This window comes from Romboutsia sp. LXY-2, assembly GCF_056171995.1.
This window is the reverse complement of record NZ_JBKFGI010000001.1, coordinates 1,026,784-1,045,325: the sequence shown is the minus strand read 5'-3', so window position 1 is coordinate 1,045,325 and position 18,542 is coordinate 1,026,784. Positions and strand designations below refer to the sequence as shown.

12 protein-coding genes are annotated in these 18,542 nt (G+C 29.9%); 11 read left to right on the top strand and 1 reads right to left on the bottom strand.

Annotated features, from left to right (window positions below; translation table 11 throughout):
* Together aroA and pduL are read left to right on the top strand one after the other, a co-directional pair.
* Positions 1–1,125, top strand: a 1,125-nt coding sequence (aroA, locus tag ACI48P_RS05075; RefSeq protein ID WP_475214096.1) for a 3-phosphoshikimate 1-carboxyvinyltransferase, incomplete at its 5' end; no start/stop codon positions are given.
* 130 nt (positions 1,126–1,255) lie between these two features.
* Entirely contained in the window at positions 1,256–1,825 is a 570-nt protein-coding gene (gene pduL, locus ACI48P_RS05070; RefSeq protein WP_475214094.1) for a phosphate propanoyltransferase, read from the top strand.
* Positions 1,826–2,068: 243 nt separating this feature from the next.
* Here the strand turns inward: pduL and ACI48P_RS05065 are convergent, their stop codons facing one another.
* Positions 2,069–2,455, bottom strand: a complete 387-nt coding sequence (locus ACI48P_RS05065; protein ID WP_475214092.1) for a winged helix-turn-helix transcriptional regulator — start codon at positions 2,453–2,455, stop codon at positions 2,069–2,071.
* Positions 2,456–2,868: 413 nt separating this feature from the next.
* On the opposite strand from ACI48P_RS05065, the gene deoC reads away from it, so the two are divergent.
* From deoC to ACI48P_RS05020, 9 genes are all read left to right on the top strand, one after another.
* Positions 2,869–3,543: a deoxyribose-phosphate aldolase gene (gene deoC / locus ACI48P_RS05060; RefSeq protein ID WP_475214090.1), complete on the top strand. Its 675-nt coding sequence runs from the start codon at positions 2,869–2,871 to the stop codon at positions 3,541–3,543.
* 342 nt (positions 3,544–3,885) lie between these two features.
* On the top strand, positions 3,886–7,428 hold the full coding sequence (gene nifJ, locus ACI48P_RS05055) for a pyruvate:ferredoxin (flavodoxin) oxidoreductase (RefSeq protein ID WP_475214088.1): 3,543 nt from the start codon (positions 3,886–3,888) through the stop codon (positions 7,426–7,428).
* 368 nt (positions 7,429–7,796) lie between these two features.
* On the top strand, positions 7,797–8,645 hold the full coding sequence (gene licT, locus ACI48P_RS05050; RefSeq protein ID WP_475214086.1) for a BglG family transcription antiterminator LicT: 849 nt from the start codon (positions 7,797–7,799) through the stop codon (positions 8,643–8,645).
* A gap of 308 nt (positions 8,646–8,953) precedes the next feature.
* Positions 8,954–10,993, top strand: a complete 2,040-nt coding sequence (ptsG, locus tag ACI48P_RS05045; RefSeq protein ID WP_475214084.1) for a glucose-specific PTS transporter subunit IIBC — start codon at positions 8,954–8,956, stop codon at positions 10,991–10,993.
* Between the two features lie 291 nt (positions 10,994–11,284).
* Positions 11,285–12,499, top strand: coding sequence for a carboxylate--amine ligase (locus ACI48P_RS05040; protein WP_475214082.1), 1,215 nt, complete (start codon positions 11,285–11,287; stop codon positions 12,497–12,499).
* A gap of 14 nt (positions 12,500–12,513) precedes the next feature.
* Positions 12,514–13,218 (top strand): cysteate racemase, encoded by a 705-nt coding sequence (cuyB, locus tag ACI48P_RS05035; RefSeq protein ID WP_475214080.1) that lies wholly within the window; start codon positions 12,514–12,516, stop codon positions 13,216–13,218.
* A gap of 146 nt (positions 13,219–13,364) precedes the next feature.
* Complete coding sequence (locus ACI48P_RS05030; protein WP_475214078.1) at positions 13,365–14,858, top strand: UDP-N-acetylmuramoyl-L-alanyl-D-glutamate--2,6-diaminopimelate ligase; 1,494 nt, start codon at positions 13,365–13,367, stop codon at positions 14,856–14,858.
* A 493-nt stretch (positions 14,859–15,351) separates the two neighbouring features.
* Positions 15,352–16,746, top strand: coding sequence for a putative bifunctional diguanylate cyclase/phosphodiesterase (locus ACI48P_RS05025; protein WP_475214076.1), 1,395 nt, complete (start codon positions 15,352–15,354; stop codon positions 16,744–16,746).
* Between the two features lie 137 nt (positions 16,747–16,883).
* The gene (locus ACI48P_RS05020) at positions 16,884–18,539 is read left to right on the top strand and encodes a LytS/YhcK type 5TM receptor domain-containing protein (RefSeq protein ID WP_475214074.1); all 1,656 of its coding nucleotides are present in this window, start codon (positions 16,884–16,886) and stop codon (positions 18,537–18,539) included.
* Positions 18,540–18,542 lie beyond the last annotated feature (3 nt).

Here is an 18,542-nt window from a genome sequence, read left to right as displayed (position 1 = left end):
TGCTTTAGACAAATGGGAATAGATATCAATATAGAAGGAAAAGACGTTTTTGTAAAAGGTAATGGACTTAGAGGATTAAAAAGACCGGGTGATATTTTAGATGTAGGAAACTCGGGTACAACTATAAGGTTAATGATGGGAATACTAGCAGGAAACGAATTTGATTCTACATTAATAGGAGATGAATCAATAGGTAAAAGGCCAATGAAAAGAGTAACTAATCCTCTAAGATTAATGGGATGTAATATAGAAGGAAAAGAAGATGGCAATTATACTCCTATAAAAATATACGGTGGAAACTTAGGGGGAATAGATTATAAGATGCCAGTTGCTTCAGCACAAGTAAAGTCAGCAATAATATTAGCAAGCTTATATGCTGATAGCCGAAGTACAATATATGAAAAAGCTAAAAGTAGAAACCATACTGAAATAATGTTAAATTCATTTGGAGCTAATATAGATGTAGAAAATTTAACAATAAATGTAAGTCCTGTTGATGAACTGTATAGTGAAGACATTTATGTGCCAGGTGATATATCTTCAGCAGCTTTTATTATTGTTGGAGCATTAATTACAGAAGGCTCTGAAGTTTTAATAAAAAATGTTGGATTAAATGATACAAGAACTGGAATAATAGATGTAGTAAAAAGTATGAATGGAAATATAGAAATTTTAGATACTAATATAGTAGGAGGCGAGTTAGTAGGAAACTTATTAATTAAATATAGTCCTAATCTAAATGCGACTACTATAGATAAAGAAATAATTCCTAGATTAATAGATGAAATACCTGTAATCTGTGTTTTAGCCACTCAAGCAGAAGGAACTACTATCATTAAAGATGCTAAAGAGCTTAAAGTAAAAGAAAGCAATAGAATAAAAGCAATGGTAGATAACCTAAAAGTAATGGGAGCTGATATTGAAGAATTAGAGGATGGAATGATTATCAAGGGTAAGACTAAGTTAAAAGGTGCTAAAATTCAAACATTTAAAGATCATAGAATCGCCATGGCATTTTCTATTGCTAATTTAATTTCTGATGGAGGAGTTGAATTAGATGATGGAGAATGTATAAATATATCGTTTCCTGGATATTTTGATTTACTAAAGAGATTAAGTGAATAATATAAAATTAACGTTAAAAATATAACATGGTTTGATTTTGTGACTATTATTATGTATAATTGTATTAGGTATAAAGTATACAATGTTATAAATAAAATATATACATATAAACTATAGGAGGAAATTTTACATGAAATTACCAATAGCTCTATCAAATAGACACATACACTTATCTCAAGCAGATATAGAAACATTATTTGGTGCTGGACATCAATTAACTGAATTCAAGCCATTATCTCAACCAGGACAATACGCTTGTGAAGAAAAAGTTGATTTAGTAGGACCAAAAGGAACTATAAAAGGTGTTAGAGTTTTAGGACCAGCTAGACCTAGTACACAAGTTGAAATATCTTTAGCAGATGGATTCGCATTAGGTGTTAAGGCTCCTATAAAAGAATCTGGAGATATAGCAGGAACTCCTGGAGTTAAAATAGTTGGACCAGCTGGAGAAGTTGAATTACAAGAAGGTGTTATAGTTGCATCTAGACATATACACATGAACTTAGAAGACGCTCAAAAGTTTGGTGTATCTGATAAGCAAATAGTTAAAGTAAGAACTTTCGGACCAAGAGCAGTAGTATTCGAAAACGTATTAGTAAGAGCTAACGCTGCTTTCGCATTAGAAATGCACGTTGACGTTGAAGAAGGAAATGCAGCTGCAGTTAGAAATGGTGATTTAGTAGAATTAATAGCTGAATAATATAAATAGTACACTACAAAAAGTGTATAAAAAGCGCAGGATATAATTTATATCTTGTGCTTTTTTAATTTTAATAACAAATAAAATTTTTTGTATAAGTAGAGCTCTAATATATTTAAAAGGTACACAAACGGAAATGTAGTTATAGTTTTCTATAAATATGAAATAGATCCTGAATATGTAGGAATACAAGAATTTGAAATAGTTAAATAAACAAAGGACATTGCAATAAGCAATGTCCTTTTATATTTGTTCTGCGCTATTTTCATTTAAGCTTTCTCCATACTCAACTCCAAAGTCATACATTTGTTCAAGTAAAGGAATCATTTTGCTTCCCACTTCTGTTAAACTATACTCTACTTTTGGAGGAATAACAGGATAAACTTCTCTATGTATCAATCCGTCATCTTCGAGACTTCTTAATTGATTAGTTAGCATTTTCTGAGTAACATCTGGTAATTTTCTTTTTATCTCGCTAAATCTAAGAGATCCGCCAGTTAAATACCATAAAATTAATATTTTCCATTTCCCCGATACTAACTTATGAACAAAAACCATAGGACAAGTTTGATATTTAGCACAACGTTGACTCATATGACATTTCTTATGGGAAGTAACTATATTTTCCATTCCAAACACCTCTCATTAACTGCTAATACTTATTCAATATGTATCTAAATTGTCGTCTTTAATTATAACATAAAATGTTAATTTACAAAAATATAAATTAGGTACATAAAAAGTTATTTAGTATACTTTTTGATACTATATATAAAAAAAGTACCTACTTGTTTAAGTAAAGTGCAAAATATATTATAGGAGTATAGCTAAAATTCATGAAAAATTGTAGAAAATGTAGATGTGAAAATTAATTATCAATAAATTTATAAAGTAATAAGTTTGTTGATAGATTTAATTTTATAATATTATAGTTAGATATGGAAAAAATATATCTAGTAACCATAAACTCAACTTTAAATAGTATCCTGAATATGGTAACATAATATGGAACGCATACATTTTAGACAAAAGGAGAAATAAACATGAATAATAAAATAGCTAACATGATTGACCATACAGTATTAAAAGCTTTTTCAACAAAGGAAGATGTAATAAAAATATGTAAAGAAGCTAAGGAAAATGGATTCTTTTCTGTTTGTATAAACCCTACTCACATAGAGTTAGTAAAAAAAGAACTTGAAGGTTCTGATGTAAAAGTTTGTACAGTTATAGGATTCCCTTTAGGCGCTAATACTCCTGAAGTTAAGGCATTTGAAACTAAAGATGCTATAGCTAAAGGTGCTGATGAAGTAGATATGGTAATAAATATAGGAGCTTTAAAAGATAAAAACTATGACTTAGTTTACAAAGATATTAAAGCTGTTGTAGATGCAGCTGATAAAGGCGCTTTAGTAAAGGTTATAATAGAAACTTGTTACTTAACTGATGAAGAAAAGAAGATAGCATGTGAATTAGCTGTTAAAGCTGGAACAGACTATGTAAAAACTTCAACAGGGTTTGGTACAGGTGGATCAACTCCAGAAGATATAAAACTTATGAGAGAAACAGTAGGAACTGAAATAGGAGTTAAAGCATCAGGTGGAGTAAGAAATACTAAGGATGCTATAGCAGTTATAGAAGCTGGTGCTTCTAGAATAGGTGCTAGTGCTTCTGTTGCTATAATCAATGGAGAAGATGTTGCTGGAAGTGGATATTAAGACTAAGTAAGTCATAAAAATATAAAGTATTTTTTAAAAAAAGTTTGAAAGTTAATTATAGGGGTATAAATACCCCTATATGATATTAAACACTTAAATAAATAAAATATAAATCAGAAAAAACTTAATTATCTTATTAATTTGAAAATTTCAAAAAAATAAAAGGATATTAAGAAATTGTGTAGAATTATATTAGAAATAGCGCAATATTTATAAAAGTATACTGTGCAGTGATGTACATTGTATACATGTATTTTACATATTGTATTACTACATAAATATTATATTGTACTAATCTTAAAAAGTATAATTGTAACAAGATACTAAGGAGGATACAGTTTTATGGCTAAATTTATGAAAACAGTTGATGGGAATACAGCTGCTGCTCACGTTGCATATGCATTCACAGATGTAGCTGCAATATACCCAATAACACCATCATCAAACATGGCAGAAGTTGTTGATGAATGGTCAGCTCAAGGAAGAAAGAACATATTTGGACAAAAAGTTAGTGTTGTAGAAATGCAATCAGAAGCTGGAGCTGCTGGAGCATTCCACGGTTCATTACAAGCTGGTGCTTTAACTACTACATTTACAGCATCTCAAGGTTTATTATTAATGATACCTAACATGTATAAAGTTGCAGGGGAGTTACTTCCAGGAGTATTCCACGTAAGTGCTCGTGCTCTTGCATCTCAAGCATTATCTATATTTGGTGACCATCAAGATGTTATGAGTGCTCGTCAAACTGGATGTGTATTATTAGCTTCTGGATCAGTTCAAGAAGTTGCTGATATAGCACCTGTTGCACACTTAGCTGCTATAGAAGGAAAATTACCTTTTATACATTTCTTTGATGGGTTTAGAACATCACATGAAATACAAAAAGTTGAATTATTAGAAACTGAAGATTATGCAAAATTATTAAATATGGAAGCTGTAGAAGCATTCAGAAATAAAGCATTATCTCCAAATCATCCTGTTACTAGAGGGACAGCTCAAAACCCTGATATATACTTCCAAACTAGAGAAGCATCTAACAAGTACTACAATGATATAGTAGGAATAGTTGAAAAGTATATGGATCAAATGAGTGAATTAACTGGAAGAAAGCATAGCTTATTCGATTACTATGGAGCGCAAGATGCTAAGAACATAGTTATAGCTATGGGATCTGTTACAGAAACAATAGAAGAAACAATAGATTACTTAAATGCAAAAGGTGAAAGTTTTGGTTTAGTTAAGGTTCACTTATTCAGACCATTCTCTACTAAGCATTTATTAGAAGCAGTACCAGCTTCAGCTGAAAGAATATGTGTACTTGACAGAACTAAGGAACCAGGTTCAATAGGTGAACCATTATACTTAGATGTACGTTCTGCATATTTCGATGTTGAAAATGCACCAATGATAATAGGTGGAAGATACGGATTAGGATCTAAAGATGTTACTCCTTCAGAAATAAAAACTGTATTAGATAACTTAGTTGCTGATGAACCTAAAAACAACTTTACATTAGGTATAAATGATGACGTAACTAATACATCATTAACTCCATCAGAACCAATAAAAGTTGCTGATCCTGGAACAATAAGATGTAAATTCTGGGGATTAGGGTCTGACGGTACAGTTGGAGCTAACAAGCAAGCAATAAAAATAATAGGAGATCACACTGATAAGTATGCACAAGCTTACTTTGCATATGACTCTAAGAAATCTGGTGGTATAACTATATCTCACTTAAGATTCGGAGATTCTCCAATAAGAGCTACATACTTAGTAGATGAAGCTGATTATATAGCTTGTCATAACCAATCATATGTTAACCAATATGATTTATTAAAAGGACTTAAGAAGGGTGGTACATTCGTACTTAACACTATCTGGAATGCAGAAGAGTTAGATGCTAACTTACCTGCTAAGATGAAGCAATACATAGCTAAGAATGAAATAAACTTCTATGCTGTAAATGCTACTAAGATAGCTCAAGAAATAGGTCTTGGAACAAGAATAAACATGATAATGCAATCTGCATTCTTCAAGTTAGCTGAAATAATACCAGTTGAAGAAGCTGTAGCGTACTTAAAAGACTCTATAGTTAAAGCTTACGGTAAAAAAGGTGAGAAGATAGTTAATATGAACTATGAAGCTGTTGAAGCAGGTATGAACGCATTAGTTAAAATAGATGCACCAGCTGCATGGGCTGAAGCAAAAGAATTAGAAATGGCAGTAGATTCAGATGAACCAGATTTCATCAAGAATATATTAAGACCAATGAACGCACAAGAAGGTGATAGCTTACCAGTAAGTGCATTCAACGGAATAGAAGATGGTACATTCCCATGTGGAACAGCTGCATACGAAAAGAGAGGTATAGCTGTAAATGTTCCTGAGTGGGTTGCAGAAAACTGTATTCAATGTAACCAATGTGCTTATGTATGTCCTCATGCATGTATAAGACCAGTATTAGTAAATGAAGAAGAAGTTCAAAATGCTCCAGAAAGCTTCGTTACTAAGAAAGCTACAGGTAAAGGATTAGAAGGATTACAATACAGAATGCAAGTAAGTCCAATGGATTGTACAGGATGTGGAAACTGTGCTGACATTTGTCCAGCTAAGAACAAAGCTTTAGTTATGAAGCCTATGGAAACTCAAGATGTTGAAGTAGAAAACTGGGCATTTGCTGTTGATACAGAAAAAGTATCTCCAAAAGGTGATGTAATGCCAGTGAACACTGTAAAAGGAAGTCAATTTAGACAACCACTTATAGAGTTCTCAGGAGCTTGTGCTGGATGTGGAGAAACTCCATACATCAAGTTAGTAACTCAATTATTCGGAGATAGAATGATGATAGCTAATGCTACTGGATGTTCTTCAATCTGGGGAGGATCTGCTCCATCAACTCCATACACAGTTAACCATGAAGGTAAAGGTCCATCTTGGGCAAACTCTTTATTCGAAGACAATGCTGAATACGGATACGGAATGATGTTAGCTGTTAAGCAAATGAGAAACAAAATAGCTGATAACATGACTGCTTTATTAGGTATGGATATATGTGATTGTGCTAGAGAAGCATTCACAGCTTGGTTAGAAGGTAAAGATGATGCAGAAGCTTCATTAGCTGCTAGCAAGAAAGTTGAAGAAGTATTAGCTGGTGCTTGCGAATGTACTGATGAAACAGTAGTTGCATTATTAAAAGAAATAAATGAAAGAAAAGATTACTTAGTTAAGAGATCTCAATGGATACTTGGAGGAGATGGATGGGCTTATGACATCGGATACGGTGGACTTGACCATGTATTAGCTTCAGGTGAAAATGTAAACGTACTTGTATTTGATACAGAAATCTATTCAAATACAGGAGGTCAAGCTTCTAAATCAACTCCAGTTGCTGCTATGGCTAAATTCGCTGCTGCTGGTAAGAGATCTAAGAAGAAAGACTTAGGTATGATGGCTATGAGTTACGGAAATGTATACGTAGCACAAGTTGGTATGGGTGCAGATAAGAACCAATTAATGAAGGCTGTTTTAGAAGCTGAAAAGTATGATGGACCATCATTAATAATAGCTTACTCTCCATGTATATCTCACGGATTAAGAGAAGGTATGGGTAGAGCTCAAGCTAACATAGAGCAAGCTGTTAAAGCTGGATACTGGCATTTATACAGATACAACCCAACATTAAAAGCTGAAGGTAAGAATCCATTCTCATTAGATTCTAAAGAACCAACAGCAAGCTTCAGAGACTTCTTAATGCAACAAGTAAGATACTCTGCAATAGCTAAGCAATTCCCAGACGTAGCTGAAGAATTATTCACTATGGCTGAAGAAAATGCTAATGAAAGATACAATAACTACAAGAGATTATCAGAACAAATGTAATAACTTATAGTTAATATATAGAAAGAAGGGTGAGTTATCACCCTTCTTTTTCATATGTATAATATGATGAATTTTAAAAAAGAAAAATAGAAATTTAAATAAAAATTAAATAGGAAAAAGATTTCAAAAGATTATTGACAGATTTATGGAAGTGTTGTAAAATTAAGATAATTAAAGGTTATATTATTGATTAACTATAATTGGATTGTTACTGATAAAGCAGGCAATACCTAAGTTAAGATATACGGCATAGCTGTATCTTGATTTGGGTTTTTTTATATTTATAAGAGGTTTATATGTATATATTCAAGAGTACTAGTTAAAATTATTTTTATTAATTAAAAAAACTAGGGGATGAGTGATTAAAAATGATTATTGAAAGAGTATACAATAACAATGTCATACAAGTTTTAGAACAAGTCTCGGGCAAGGAATTAATACTTACAGGATGTGGTATTGGATTTCAAAAAAAGCCTGGTCATGAAGTTGATGAAAGTAAAATAGAAAAAAAGTTTGTAATACAAGATGAAGGTTTTAGCAATAAAATAATAAAGTTAGCCAAGGAAGTTGATGAAAGTATTTTCAAGGCAAGTGCAGATATAATAGAATATGCTGAAAAACAACTTAAAACTGAGTTGTACGAGTACGTATATGTATCACTAACTGACCATATATCATATGCACTAAAGAGATACAATGAAAATATAACTATCAAAAATGATTTAATATATGAAATAAGAAGAATTCATAAAAATGAATATGAGATTGGAAAATGGGCAGTTGAATATCTAAATAAAGAATTTAACGTGAATTTCCCAAATGATGAAGCTGGATTTATAGCAATGCATATAGTAAATGCAAATTACAAAGAAAATACTACAGAATCTTTTTTAATGACTAGAATAGTTAAAGAAATACTTAATATTATAAGGTATTATTATAAAGTAGAATTTAAGGAAGATGAAATAAACTACGATAGATTAATTACTCACTTAAAGTTTTTTGCAAAACGATTAATAATGAAAGAGCAAGAACAAGGAAAAAGTAATGATTTAATAGAAATAATTAAAATAAAATATGAAGATTCGTATAATTGTGCATGTAAAATAAAAAAGCATATAGAAGAACAATACGAATATAGCGTAAGTGAAGATGAATTATTATATCTTACACTTCATATAAATAGAGTTATTTCAGTGATTAAAAGCAATAATTAGTTTAATACTCTAAAATCTATGTATTAAATAAAATTTAATATAACAATTTTTAAACATTAAGATTGTTACTGGTTAAGCAGGCAAGACTTAAGTTTATAAATAGTGTACAAAAACAATTAATATTGATGTATTTATTAGGCCAAATATTAAAATAATAATATTAGCTTAATTTAGAATACCAATATGCCTTTGTACCTTTTTATAGGCTTAGGTCTTTTTTTATAAAAGGAATTTGAATTCCTGCCCTATAGCTAATAAGTTTTTTTATATTAGCTTAAATTTTAAAAATTATACTAAGGAGAGACGATATGAAAAAGATATTTGGTGTCTTACAAAAAGTAGGTAAAGCATTAATGTTACCAGTTGCATTACTTCCTGCAGCAGGTATATTACTAGGTGTTAGTAATGCATTTGCTAACCCAGAAATAATAGCAAGAATGCCTTTCTTAGCTAATGAAACAGTTCAATTAATAGTTAGCATAATGGAAAACTCAGGTGGAATTATATTTGATAACTTACCATTACTATTTGCGGTAGGGGTAGCAGTTGGTTTAAGTGAAGGTGAAGGTGTTGCAGGTTTAGCTGCAATAGTTGGTTTCTTAGTAATGAATAGATCAATGGGTATTATGGCTGGAGTTACTCCAGAAATGATAGGTAACCCAATGTATGCGTCAGTTGTTGGTATACCAACACTTCAAACAGGAGTATTTGGTGGTATCATTATAGGTATAGTGGCGGCAGGTCTTTATAAGAAGTTCTATAAGATTGAATTACCTCAATACTTAGGATTCTTTGCAGGTAAGAGATTTGTTCCGATTGTTACAGCAGCAAGTGCTATTTTAATAGGTATAGCATTAGCATTTGTTTGGCCACCAATACAAAATGCGTTACTTAATTTCTCTAGATCAGTAATAGAAGCAAACATTACAGTAGCAGCATTCATATTTGGGGTTATAGAAAGAGCATTAATACCATTTGGTTTACACCATGTGTTCTACAACCCATTCTGGTATCAATTTGGTGAATATACAAATGCAGCAGGTCAACTTGTAATGGGTGACCAAAGTATATTCTTTGCTCAATTAAAGGATTTAGTTCCATTTACAGCAGGTACTTTCATGACTGGTAAATTCCCATTCATGATGTTTGGACTTCCAGCAGCAGCACTTGCAATAGTTCATACAGCTAAGCCTGAAAAGAAAAAGTTTGTTGCAGGTATAATGGCATCAGCAGCTTTAACTTCATTCTTAACTGGTATAACTGAGCCAATAGAATTTGCATTCTTATTTGTTGCACCAGTATTATTCGGAGTTCACTGTATATTTGCAGGTTTATCATTCATGTTAATGCAAATATTAAACGTAAAAATAGGTATGACATTCTCTGGTGGTCTTATAGACTTTATGTTATTTGGTGTAATACCAAATAGAACACCATGGTATTTAGTATTAGTAGTTGGTGCAGTATTTGCTGTAGTTTACTACTTCGGATTCAGATTCTTAATAACAAAGTTTAATTTAAAAACTCCAGGTAGAGAAGATGACAATGAATCATCATCAAGTGTTACATTAACTAATAGTGAATTAGCATTTGGAATATTAGAAGCTTTAGGAAATAAAGAAAATATAGCACACTTAGATGCTTGTATAACAAGATTAAGAGTAGCTGTTAATGATATAAACAATGTTGACCAAGAGAGATTAAAAGCACTTGGAGCAGCAGGTGTTATGGTTATAGGAAACAATGTTCAAGCTATATTTGGACCTAAGTCAGACACATTAAAATCTGAAATAAATGAAATAGTTTCAGGAAAAATAAAAGTAGATAAAAAACCTCAAGAAGTTAAACCTCAAGAGGTTAAAAAAGAAGTAAAACAAGAAGCAGCTATAAAATGTGATGAGGAAATATTATCATTAACGAATGGAGAAATATTAGATATATCTCAAGTTCCAGACCAAGTATTCTCAACTAAGTTAATGGGAGATGGTTTTGCTATAAAATCTAGTGACGGAGTAATATGTTCTCCAGTAGATGGTACAGTAGAAGTAATATTCCCTACTAAGCATGCGATAATAATAAAATCTAAAGCTGGAAGAGAAGTATTAATCCACTTAGGAATAGAAACAGTTAAGTTAGAAGGTAAAGGATTTGATTTATTTGTAGAAGTAGGTCAAGAAGTTAAATCAGGAGATAAATTAGTTAAAATGGATTTAGATTACATTGAAAAGAATGCTGAATCATCAATAAGTCCAGTAATATTCACTAACTTAGAAGAAGGACAAAGTGTACAAGTAAATGCAGGTTCTTGTAAGGTTAAGGAATCTGGTAGAGTTTCTATAATAAAATAATAAAATTATTAAATATTGAACAATATAAGAGAGGGATATCTTTAAAAATGATTACAATCATTAAAGATATCCCTCTTAATTGATGATAAGATATTAAAGGAATTAACACTACATAAATAAACACAAAACATATTAAAAAATGAGTTAGTCAGAAAAGCTGGGTTTTTGACATAGGAAGTAAAATAAAGTATAATTAAGTATTGTATTAGTAGGCATATTATACAAATAAAAAATAATAAATACCTAAATTTAGTGATAAATGAAAAATTAAATAAAAAAGAGGTGTAAGTAGTGAGCAATATAGTTATTCAACCAGTATTAGTAGGTGGAGACATAAATTGTTACAGCGTTGCAAGAGCATACCATGAGGCATATGGAGTAAAATCTATAGCTATTGGAAGATATGCACTAGGTGCAACTAAGGATAGTAATATAATAGACTTTAGAGTAAGACCAGAGATAGAGGATAGAAGCAAATTATTAAAGATACTTTTAGATACAGCAAAAGAATTTGCAGGAACTAATAAAAAGTTGATAGTAATGGGATGTACAGATGAGTATGCTGAGTTCATTATAGATCATAGAGATATATTAAAAAATGAATACATAGTTCCTTATATAGGAAGTGAATTAAAGGAACAATTAATATCAAAGGATTCTTTCTATCAAATGTGTGAAGAAAAAGGATTAGCATATCCAAAGACTTTCGTATTAGCTAAGGGAGATGAAATAACTGATTTTGGTTTACAATATCCTTTAATATTAAAGGCTGCAGATAGTATATCTTATTTCCAATATCCATTTGAAGGGATGGAAAAAGCATATATAGTTGAAAACTTTGAACAATATAAGTCAATAATTGAAAAAATATATTCAAATGGGTATGAAAAGAATCTTATAATACAAGATTTTATACCAGGTGATGATTCTCACATGAGAGTATTAACTTGTTACTCAGATCAAAATGCAAAAGTTAAGATGATGTGTTTAGGTCACGTTTTACTTGAAGAACATACTCCAAAAGGAATAGGAAATCATGCTGCTATAATAACAGAATATGATGAAGCTTTAATGGAAAAGTTTAAGACTTTCTTAGAAGATATAAACTATACTGGATTCTCAAACTTTGACATAAAGTATGATTCAAGAGACAACACATACAAAGTATTTGAAATAAACTTAAGACAAGGTAGAAGTAACTACTATGTAACAAGTTCAGGAAACAACATAGCTAAATATGTTGTAGAAGACAGAGTTTATAATAAAGAATTAGATTTAAAAATTCAAAAAGAAAACTTCTTCTGGCATGTCATACCTAACAATGTAGTGTATAAATATGTTAAGAATCAAGAGTTAGTAAATAAAGCTAAGAATCTTGTTAAAGAAGGTAAAAGTGCTACATCATTTGGATATGAAGCTGACTTAAAAGGAAACTTTAAGAGAAAATGGTACATATTCTTATACAATATAAACCAAATGAGAAAGTTTAAAAAATACTGCAAATAGATGGTGATAAAATTATGGAAACTAATAAAACAGTTGGTGTAATAGGTGGACTAGGGCCTATGGCAACAGTATATTTTTATGAAATGGTTGTAAGAATGACTGATGCAAATAGTGATCAAGAACATATAGATATGATAATTGCAAATCGAGCAACTACACCTGATAGAACTGATTATATAGTGGGGAAATCGCCAGAAAATCCTGCAAACACTATTATTAGAGATGCTAAAAAGCTAGAACAATATGGAGTAGATTTTTTAGTGATAACTTGTAACACTGCTCATTATTTCTATGATGAAATACAAGCAAGTGTGAATATACCAGTTTTAAATATTATAGAAGAAACTATAAAAGCTGCTAAAAGTAAAGGCCATAAGAGACTAGGAATATTAGCTACAACGGGTAATATTCAAACTAATATTTACCAAAACATGTGTAAAATACATGGGATAGAATATCTAGTTTTAGATGAAGAAAAACAACAAGATGTAATGGATATTATTTACAAAGACATTAAAAGTGGAAAAAATGCAGATATGAACAAATTCAATAATGTAGTAAAACATCTAAAAGATAATGGATGCGATGGAGCTATACTTGGATGTACTGAATTATCTGTGTTAAGAGTGGATAATAACTTATACGAAGAATTTTATACAGACTCACTAGAAGTTTTAGTTAGAGAAACTATTAAAAAGTGTGGAAAAAAAGTAAAATAAAAAGCTGTCCCAACGTAAATTTATTACTTTGGGACAGCTAATTTTCTAGGAAAAAAATAATAAGTGCCAAGTATTACAAATGAAAACTAAGTAGTAGATATGATATACTACTTAAATATTATATGAACTTGGAGGAGGGAGATAGTATGAAATTACTTAAGATAATGGAAAATATTGAATTCTCAAGTAACAAACCTTGGGATGAAATTAAAGATATAGAGATAAAAGATATAGCTTATAATTCTTCAAAAACTGAAGATGGATATATATTTGTAGCAATAAAAGGGGAGACTGTAGACGGTCATAAATACGCAATAAAGGCATATGAAAGAGGTTGTAGAGTATTTATACTTCAAGATGATTTAGACCTTGATGAAGATTCAATAAAGATATTTGTTAAAGATACTAGAGTTACTTTATCAAAAGCATCAGCAAATTATTTTGGAAATCCTTCTAAAGTATTAAAGGTAGTAGGAGTTACAGGAACTAAGGGTAAAACAACTATAACAAACTATATAAGTGAAGTATTAAATGCATCTGGACTTAATACAGGGGTTATAGGAACTAATGGTACCTTCTACAACGGAATAAAAGAGAAAACAGTTAATACAACTCCAGAAAGCTATGAGCTTCATAGAATATTTAGAACTATGCTAGACAACGGAGTAAAATGTGTTTCGATGGAAGTTTCATCAGGTGGTATAATGATGGATAGAGTTAAGGATGTTGACTTTGATGTTGCAATATTCTCTAATATATCTCCAGATCATATAGGACCAAAGGAACATCCTACATTTGAACATTATTTAGAATGTAAAACTAAATTATTCTCTTATGCTAAACATGGTATAGTAAATGCAGATGATGAGTATTCAAAATATGTAATTGAAAATGCTACTTGTGATGTAGAAACTTTTGCAATAGAAAATGAAGCTGATTTAAAAGCTACCAATATAAATTATTCTAAAGAAATAGATTCTTTAGGTGTAAAATTTACATGCGAAACTAAGGAAGAAAGATTTGAATCATTTATATGCTCACCAGGTACATTTAGTATATATAATGCACTTGCAGTAATATCTGTTTGTAAATATCTAGGTGTAGATAGAGGTATAATGATAGAAGCATTAAAAAATGCTAAAGTAAGTGGAAGAGTAGAAGTATTACCTATTTTACCATATGCAACAGTAATAATAGACTATGCTCATAATGGTGTAAGTTTAGAAAATATATTACAAACATTGAAGAACTATAATCCGAAAAGATTAATATGCTTATTTGGATCTGTCGGTGGAAGAACAGAACTTAGAAGGAAAGAGTTAGGTGATGTTGCAGCTAGAGAATGTGATTTATGTATATTGACTAGTGACAACCCGGACTTTGAAGATCCTCTAAATGTAATTGCAGGTATTGCAACATCATTTAAAGGAACTGACTGTGAATATTTAGTTGAGCCTGATAGAAAGAAAGCTGTAGAGTTAGCAATAAACATTGCTAAAGAAGGGGATATGATTGTATTTGCAGGTAAAGGACATGAGGAATATCAGTTAATAAAGGGAGAGAGAATTCCTTTTAGTGAGAGAGCAGTAGCTATTGAAGCAGCTAGATATGTAAAAGCTAAAAAAGATATAGTTGGATAAAATATAATATTAATAAGTAAAGAGATATGGATAATTTTTACAAATGTAGCCATATCTCTTTTTTTCGCTTAAGGCCATTATAATACTTCGCATTATATGGATAACTTATCAACGTAAGTAATATCAATAAACTGGTTTTGAGCGTAAAAAAAGATTTTGAGCAACGGACGAAGTCGTTTAAGTAACGGGAGATGAGCTTGTCGAATGGACGTTGACGACATGCAATTTTGGCGACATGAGCGCAGCGAATTTTTTACGTATAAGCCAACTATGATAGCTAATTATATATGTATATAAAAATAATAACTTAAGAGTTTTAATGCAATAGTTCATATTTTGTCGATATAAGGAACAATTTATAAGAAAATATAATATATTTAGTGTGGGGGCACAAGATTGGATATGTAATATTAAAGAAATAATCACTAAAGTAATTTAAAGTAAGATAGAAGACAATGTAAGATAATTAGATGCAATAGGAAGTGCATTAAGTATGAGTTCATGTTTTACAATAACAACATCAATTTTATTTATTATATTAATATTAATTTTCTTGAGTATATATATAATTATAAGCAGTAGAATAACAAATAAAAGGTTATATAATATAGCTTTTATTGATGAAATTACAGAACTGTGGAACTACAACTACTTTAGAATAAAAGGAAAGGAATATATAAATAAATATAATGAAGAAAATATTATTCTTATATATTTTGACATAGATAAATTTAAGCTAATTAATGACAAATATGAGTATGAATATGGTAATAAAGTATTAAAAGAAATAGGAAGTACTATCAAAGAGATATTCGTAAAGGATTCAGTATTTTGTAGGTCATGCAACAATGATTTTTTTATTTTATGTAAATATAATGGAACAATGACCAATGTGAAACAAATAGTTGAAAGTCTTAGCGATAAAATACATATGATAAGTTTAGATGATGATGAAAACTTAGATATAAAACCGTCAATAGGTGTATATATAATATTAAAAGAAGATACTAGTATTGAAACTTGTATTGATAGGGCAGGAATAGCGAAGTATCAAGTTAAGGGGAATCGTATAAACACATATGCTTTATATGATGTAACTTTAAGAGATAAACTTATAGAAGAAAAAGAGATGGAAAGGGATATGGAAAATGCTATTTTAGAAAAGGAGTTTCAAATATACTTACAGCCTAAATATAATATGTCTACTAATAGTATAGTGGGATCAGAGGCGCTAATAAGGTGGAATCATCCTCAAAAAGGTATGATTTCACCTAACAAATTTATACCTCTGTTTGAAACAAATAAATTTATAGAGGAATTAGATTTATTTGTCTTTGAAGACATATGTAAATTAATTAAAAGATGGATAGATCAAAATACTCTTATTTACCCGATATCAATCAATGTATCAAGAGTTAGTTTACAAAATGAAAATTTAATAGATAAATTTATTAAATTAGTTAATAAGTATGAAATTGAATATAGTATTATACAAATTGAAATTACGGAGAGTGCAATATTTGAAAATGAAGGGGAATTAGTTCAAGTTATAAATCGGCTGAGAGATCTAGGATTTAAGGTGTCTATAGATGATTTTGGAGCTGGATATTCATCATTGAATATGCTAAAAAATATATCAGTAGATGAGATTAAACTAGATAGAGCCTTTTTATATAATATAAAAGATGAGAATAAAAGTAGAATTATTTTATTAAGCATAATAAATATGGCTCACATGTTAAATATATCAATAGTTTCAGAAGGTATTGAAACCGAAGAACAAAAGTTATATCTTAATTCTATTGGATGCGATATAGGTCAAGGATATATATATTCAAGACCTATTACTATTAAAGAATATGAATATAAGATAAGAGATACAAAATGAAATAAGAGTTTTATTATGTAAATGATGATTAACATCTTAATATTTGATATAATTAATTAAGTAATATAACTAATTATTTATAAAATAATTAGTTATATTTTTTGTGTGAATAATTATTAATAAATAGGGTGATGAGAGTGAATAATAGTAGTATATTTATTTCAATAATGGAAAAATCAAGTTTAATAATTGTTTTGTTTATTATAATAACTAAGATAAAAGTACTTAAAGATATTTTCCAAAAAGAAAATTATAAATTAAAAGATTTAATAATTATAGCATTAATATTTAGTGGACTAGCAATACTAGGTACATATAATGGTATAAATGTAAATGGTTCTTTAGCAAATACAAGAATTATTTCTATTGTATCAGGAGGTATATTATTTGGGCCTGTTATTGGTATTACATCTGGTATTATAGCTGGGTGGCATAGATTTGCTATTGATATAGGAGGAATAACAGCCATACCTTGTTTTATATCAAGTATATTTGCAGGTGTGATATCAGGAGTTTTTAGCAAAATAGCACCGGACAATAGAAAGTGGCTCTATGGGATTTTGTGTGGAGTATTATCGGAAAGTATAACTATGACTTTAATCTATTTAATATCTAAGCCTCATGATGTTGCAATCGATATTATTGGACAAATTTATATATCTATGATTGTAGGTCAAATAAGTATAGGATTTTTGGTATCTATTGTACAAGATATAAAAAGAGAGAAAGAAGAAATCGCAGCATTTCAATCTAAATTAGCTTTAGATATCGCCAATAAAACCTTACCGTACTTTAGATGTATAAACCCTGATTCTCTAAGAAAAATATGTGAAATAATTAAAACTGAAATAAACTCAGATGCTGTAAGCATAACTGACAATGACGAAGTATTAGCTTACGTAGGTATAGGAGAAAATGCATTTGATTTACCTAATATAAAAATTAGTAAGATGACAAGAGAGGCTATACAAAATAATAAAATATTAAATGTTAAGGTAGATAAAGAAGAGCACTCAATAAGCGAAAAGGTAAATCTTAAAACAGCCATGATAATTCCACTTACAGATTCAGATGGAGTAGTTGGTAGTTTGAAAATTTATTATGCTAAGCAATATGATATGAGTCACTCTAAAAAAACATTAGCAATAGGATTGTCTCAAATAATATCTACTTTAATGGAGATTTCAAAAATAGAAAAGATAGAAGAAGCTAAAAATAGAGCTGAAATAAAAGCCTTACAAACACAAATTAATCCGCATTTTTTATTTAATGCACTAAATACAATAACTTCATTTATTAGGATTAACCCAGATAAAGCTAGGCAGCTTATTGTAAATCTATCTACATATATGAGATATAATCTAGAAATAAATGATAACTTAATTGATATTAACAAAGAGCTCGAACAAGTTAAAGCTTATGTAGAAATTGAAAAAGCTAGATTTGGGGATAAGCTAAAAGTAATTTATGATATTGATGAAAACGTCGATATTAAAATTCCTAGTCTAATAATACAGCCATTGGTTGAAAATGCAATAATACATGGTATAAGAAAGAATGGTGGATATGGTACTGTGAAAATAGGAGTAAAGCAAGGCAAGTTCACTAGAATATGGGTTGAAAATGATGGTGTAACTATAGATGAAGAAGTTATAGAAAATATCTATAACAATAATATGCCAGAAAATAAAATAGGCCTTTATAATGTTCACTTAAGACTAAAATTAATCTATGGCAATGGAGTGATTATTAAAAGGTTAAATCCAGGAACTAGGATAGAGTTTGATATCTAAGGG

What these genes read in the sequence shown, in the direction of transcription:
- pduL (WP_475214094.1), top strand. Translation starts at nt 1,256, where the DNA reads ATGAAATTACCAATAGCTCTATCAAATAGACACATACACTTATCTCAA.
- ACI48P_RS05065 (WP_475214092.1), bottom strand. Translation starts at nt 2,455, where the DNA reads ATGGAAAATATAGTTACTTCCCATAAGAAATGTCATATGAGTCAACGT.
- deoC (WP_475214090.1), top strand. Translation starts at nt 2,869, where the DNA reads ATGAATAATAAAATAGCTAACATGATTGACCATACAGTATTAAAAGCT.
- nifJ (WP_475214088.1), top strand. Translation starts at nt 3,886, where the DNA reads ATGGCTAAATTTATGAAAACAGTTGATGGGAATACAGCTGCTGCTCAC.
- licT (WP_475214086.1), top strand. Translation starts at nt 7,797, where the DNA reads ATGATTATTGAAAGAGTATACAATAACAATGTCATACAAGTTTTAGAA.
- ptsG (WP_475214084.1), top strand. Translation starts at nt 8,954, where the DNA reads ATGAAAAAGATATTTGGTGTCTTACAAAAAGTAGGTAAAGCATTAATG.
- cuyB (WP_475214080.1), top strand. Translation starts at nt 12,514, where the DNA reads ATGGAAACTAATAAAACAGTTGGTGTAATAGGTGGACTAGGGCCTATG.
- ACI48P_RS05030 (WP_475214078.1), top strand. Translation starts at nt 13,365, where the DNA reads ATGAAATTACTTAAGATAATGGAAAATATTGAATTCTCAAGTAACAAA.
- ACI48P_RS05025 (WP_475214076.1), top strand. Translation starts at nt 15,352, where the DNA reads ATGAGTTCATGTTTTACAATAACAACATCAATTTTATTTATTATATTA.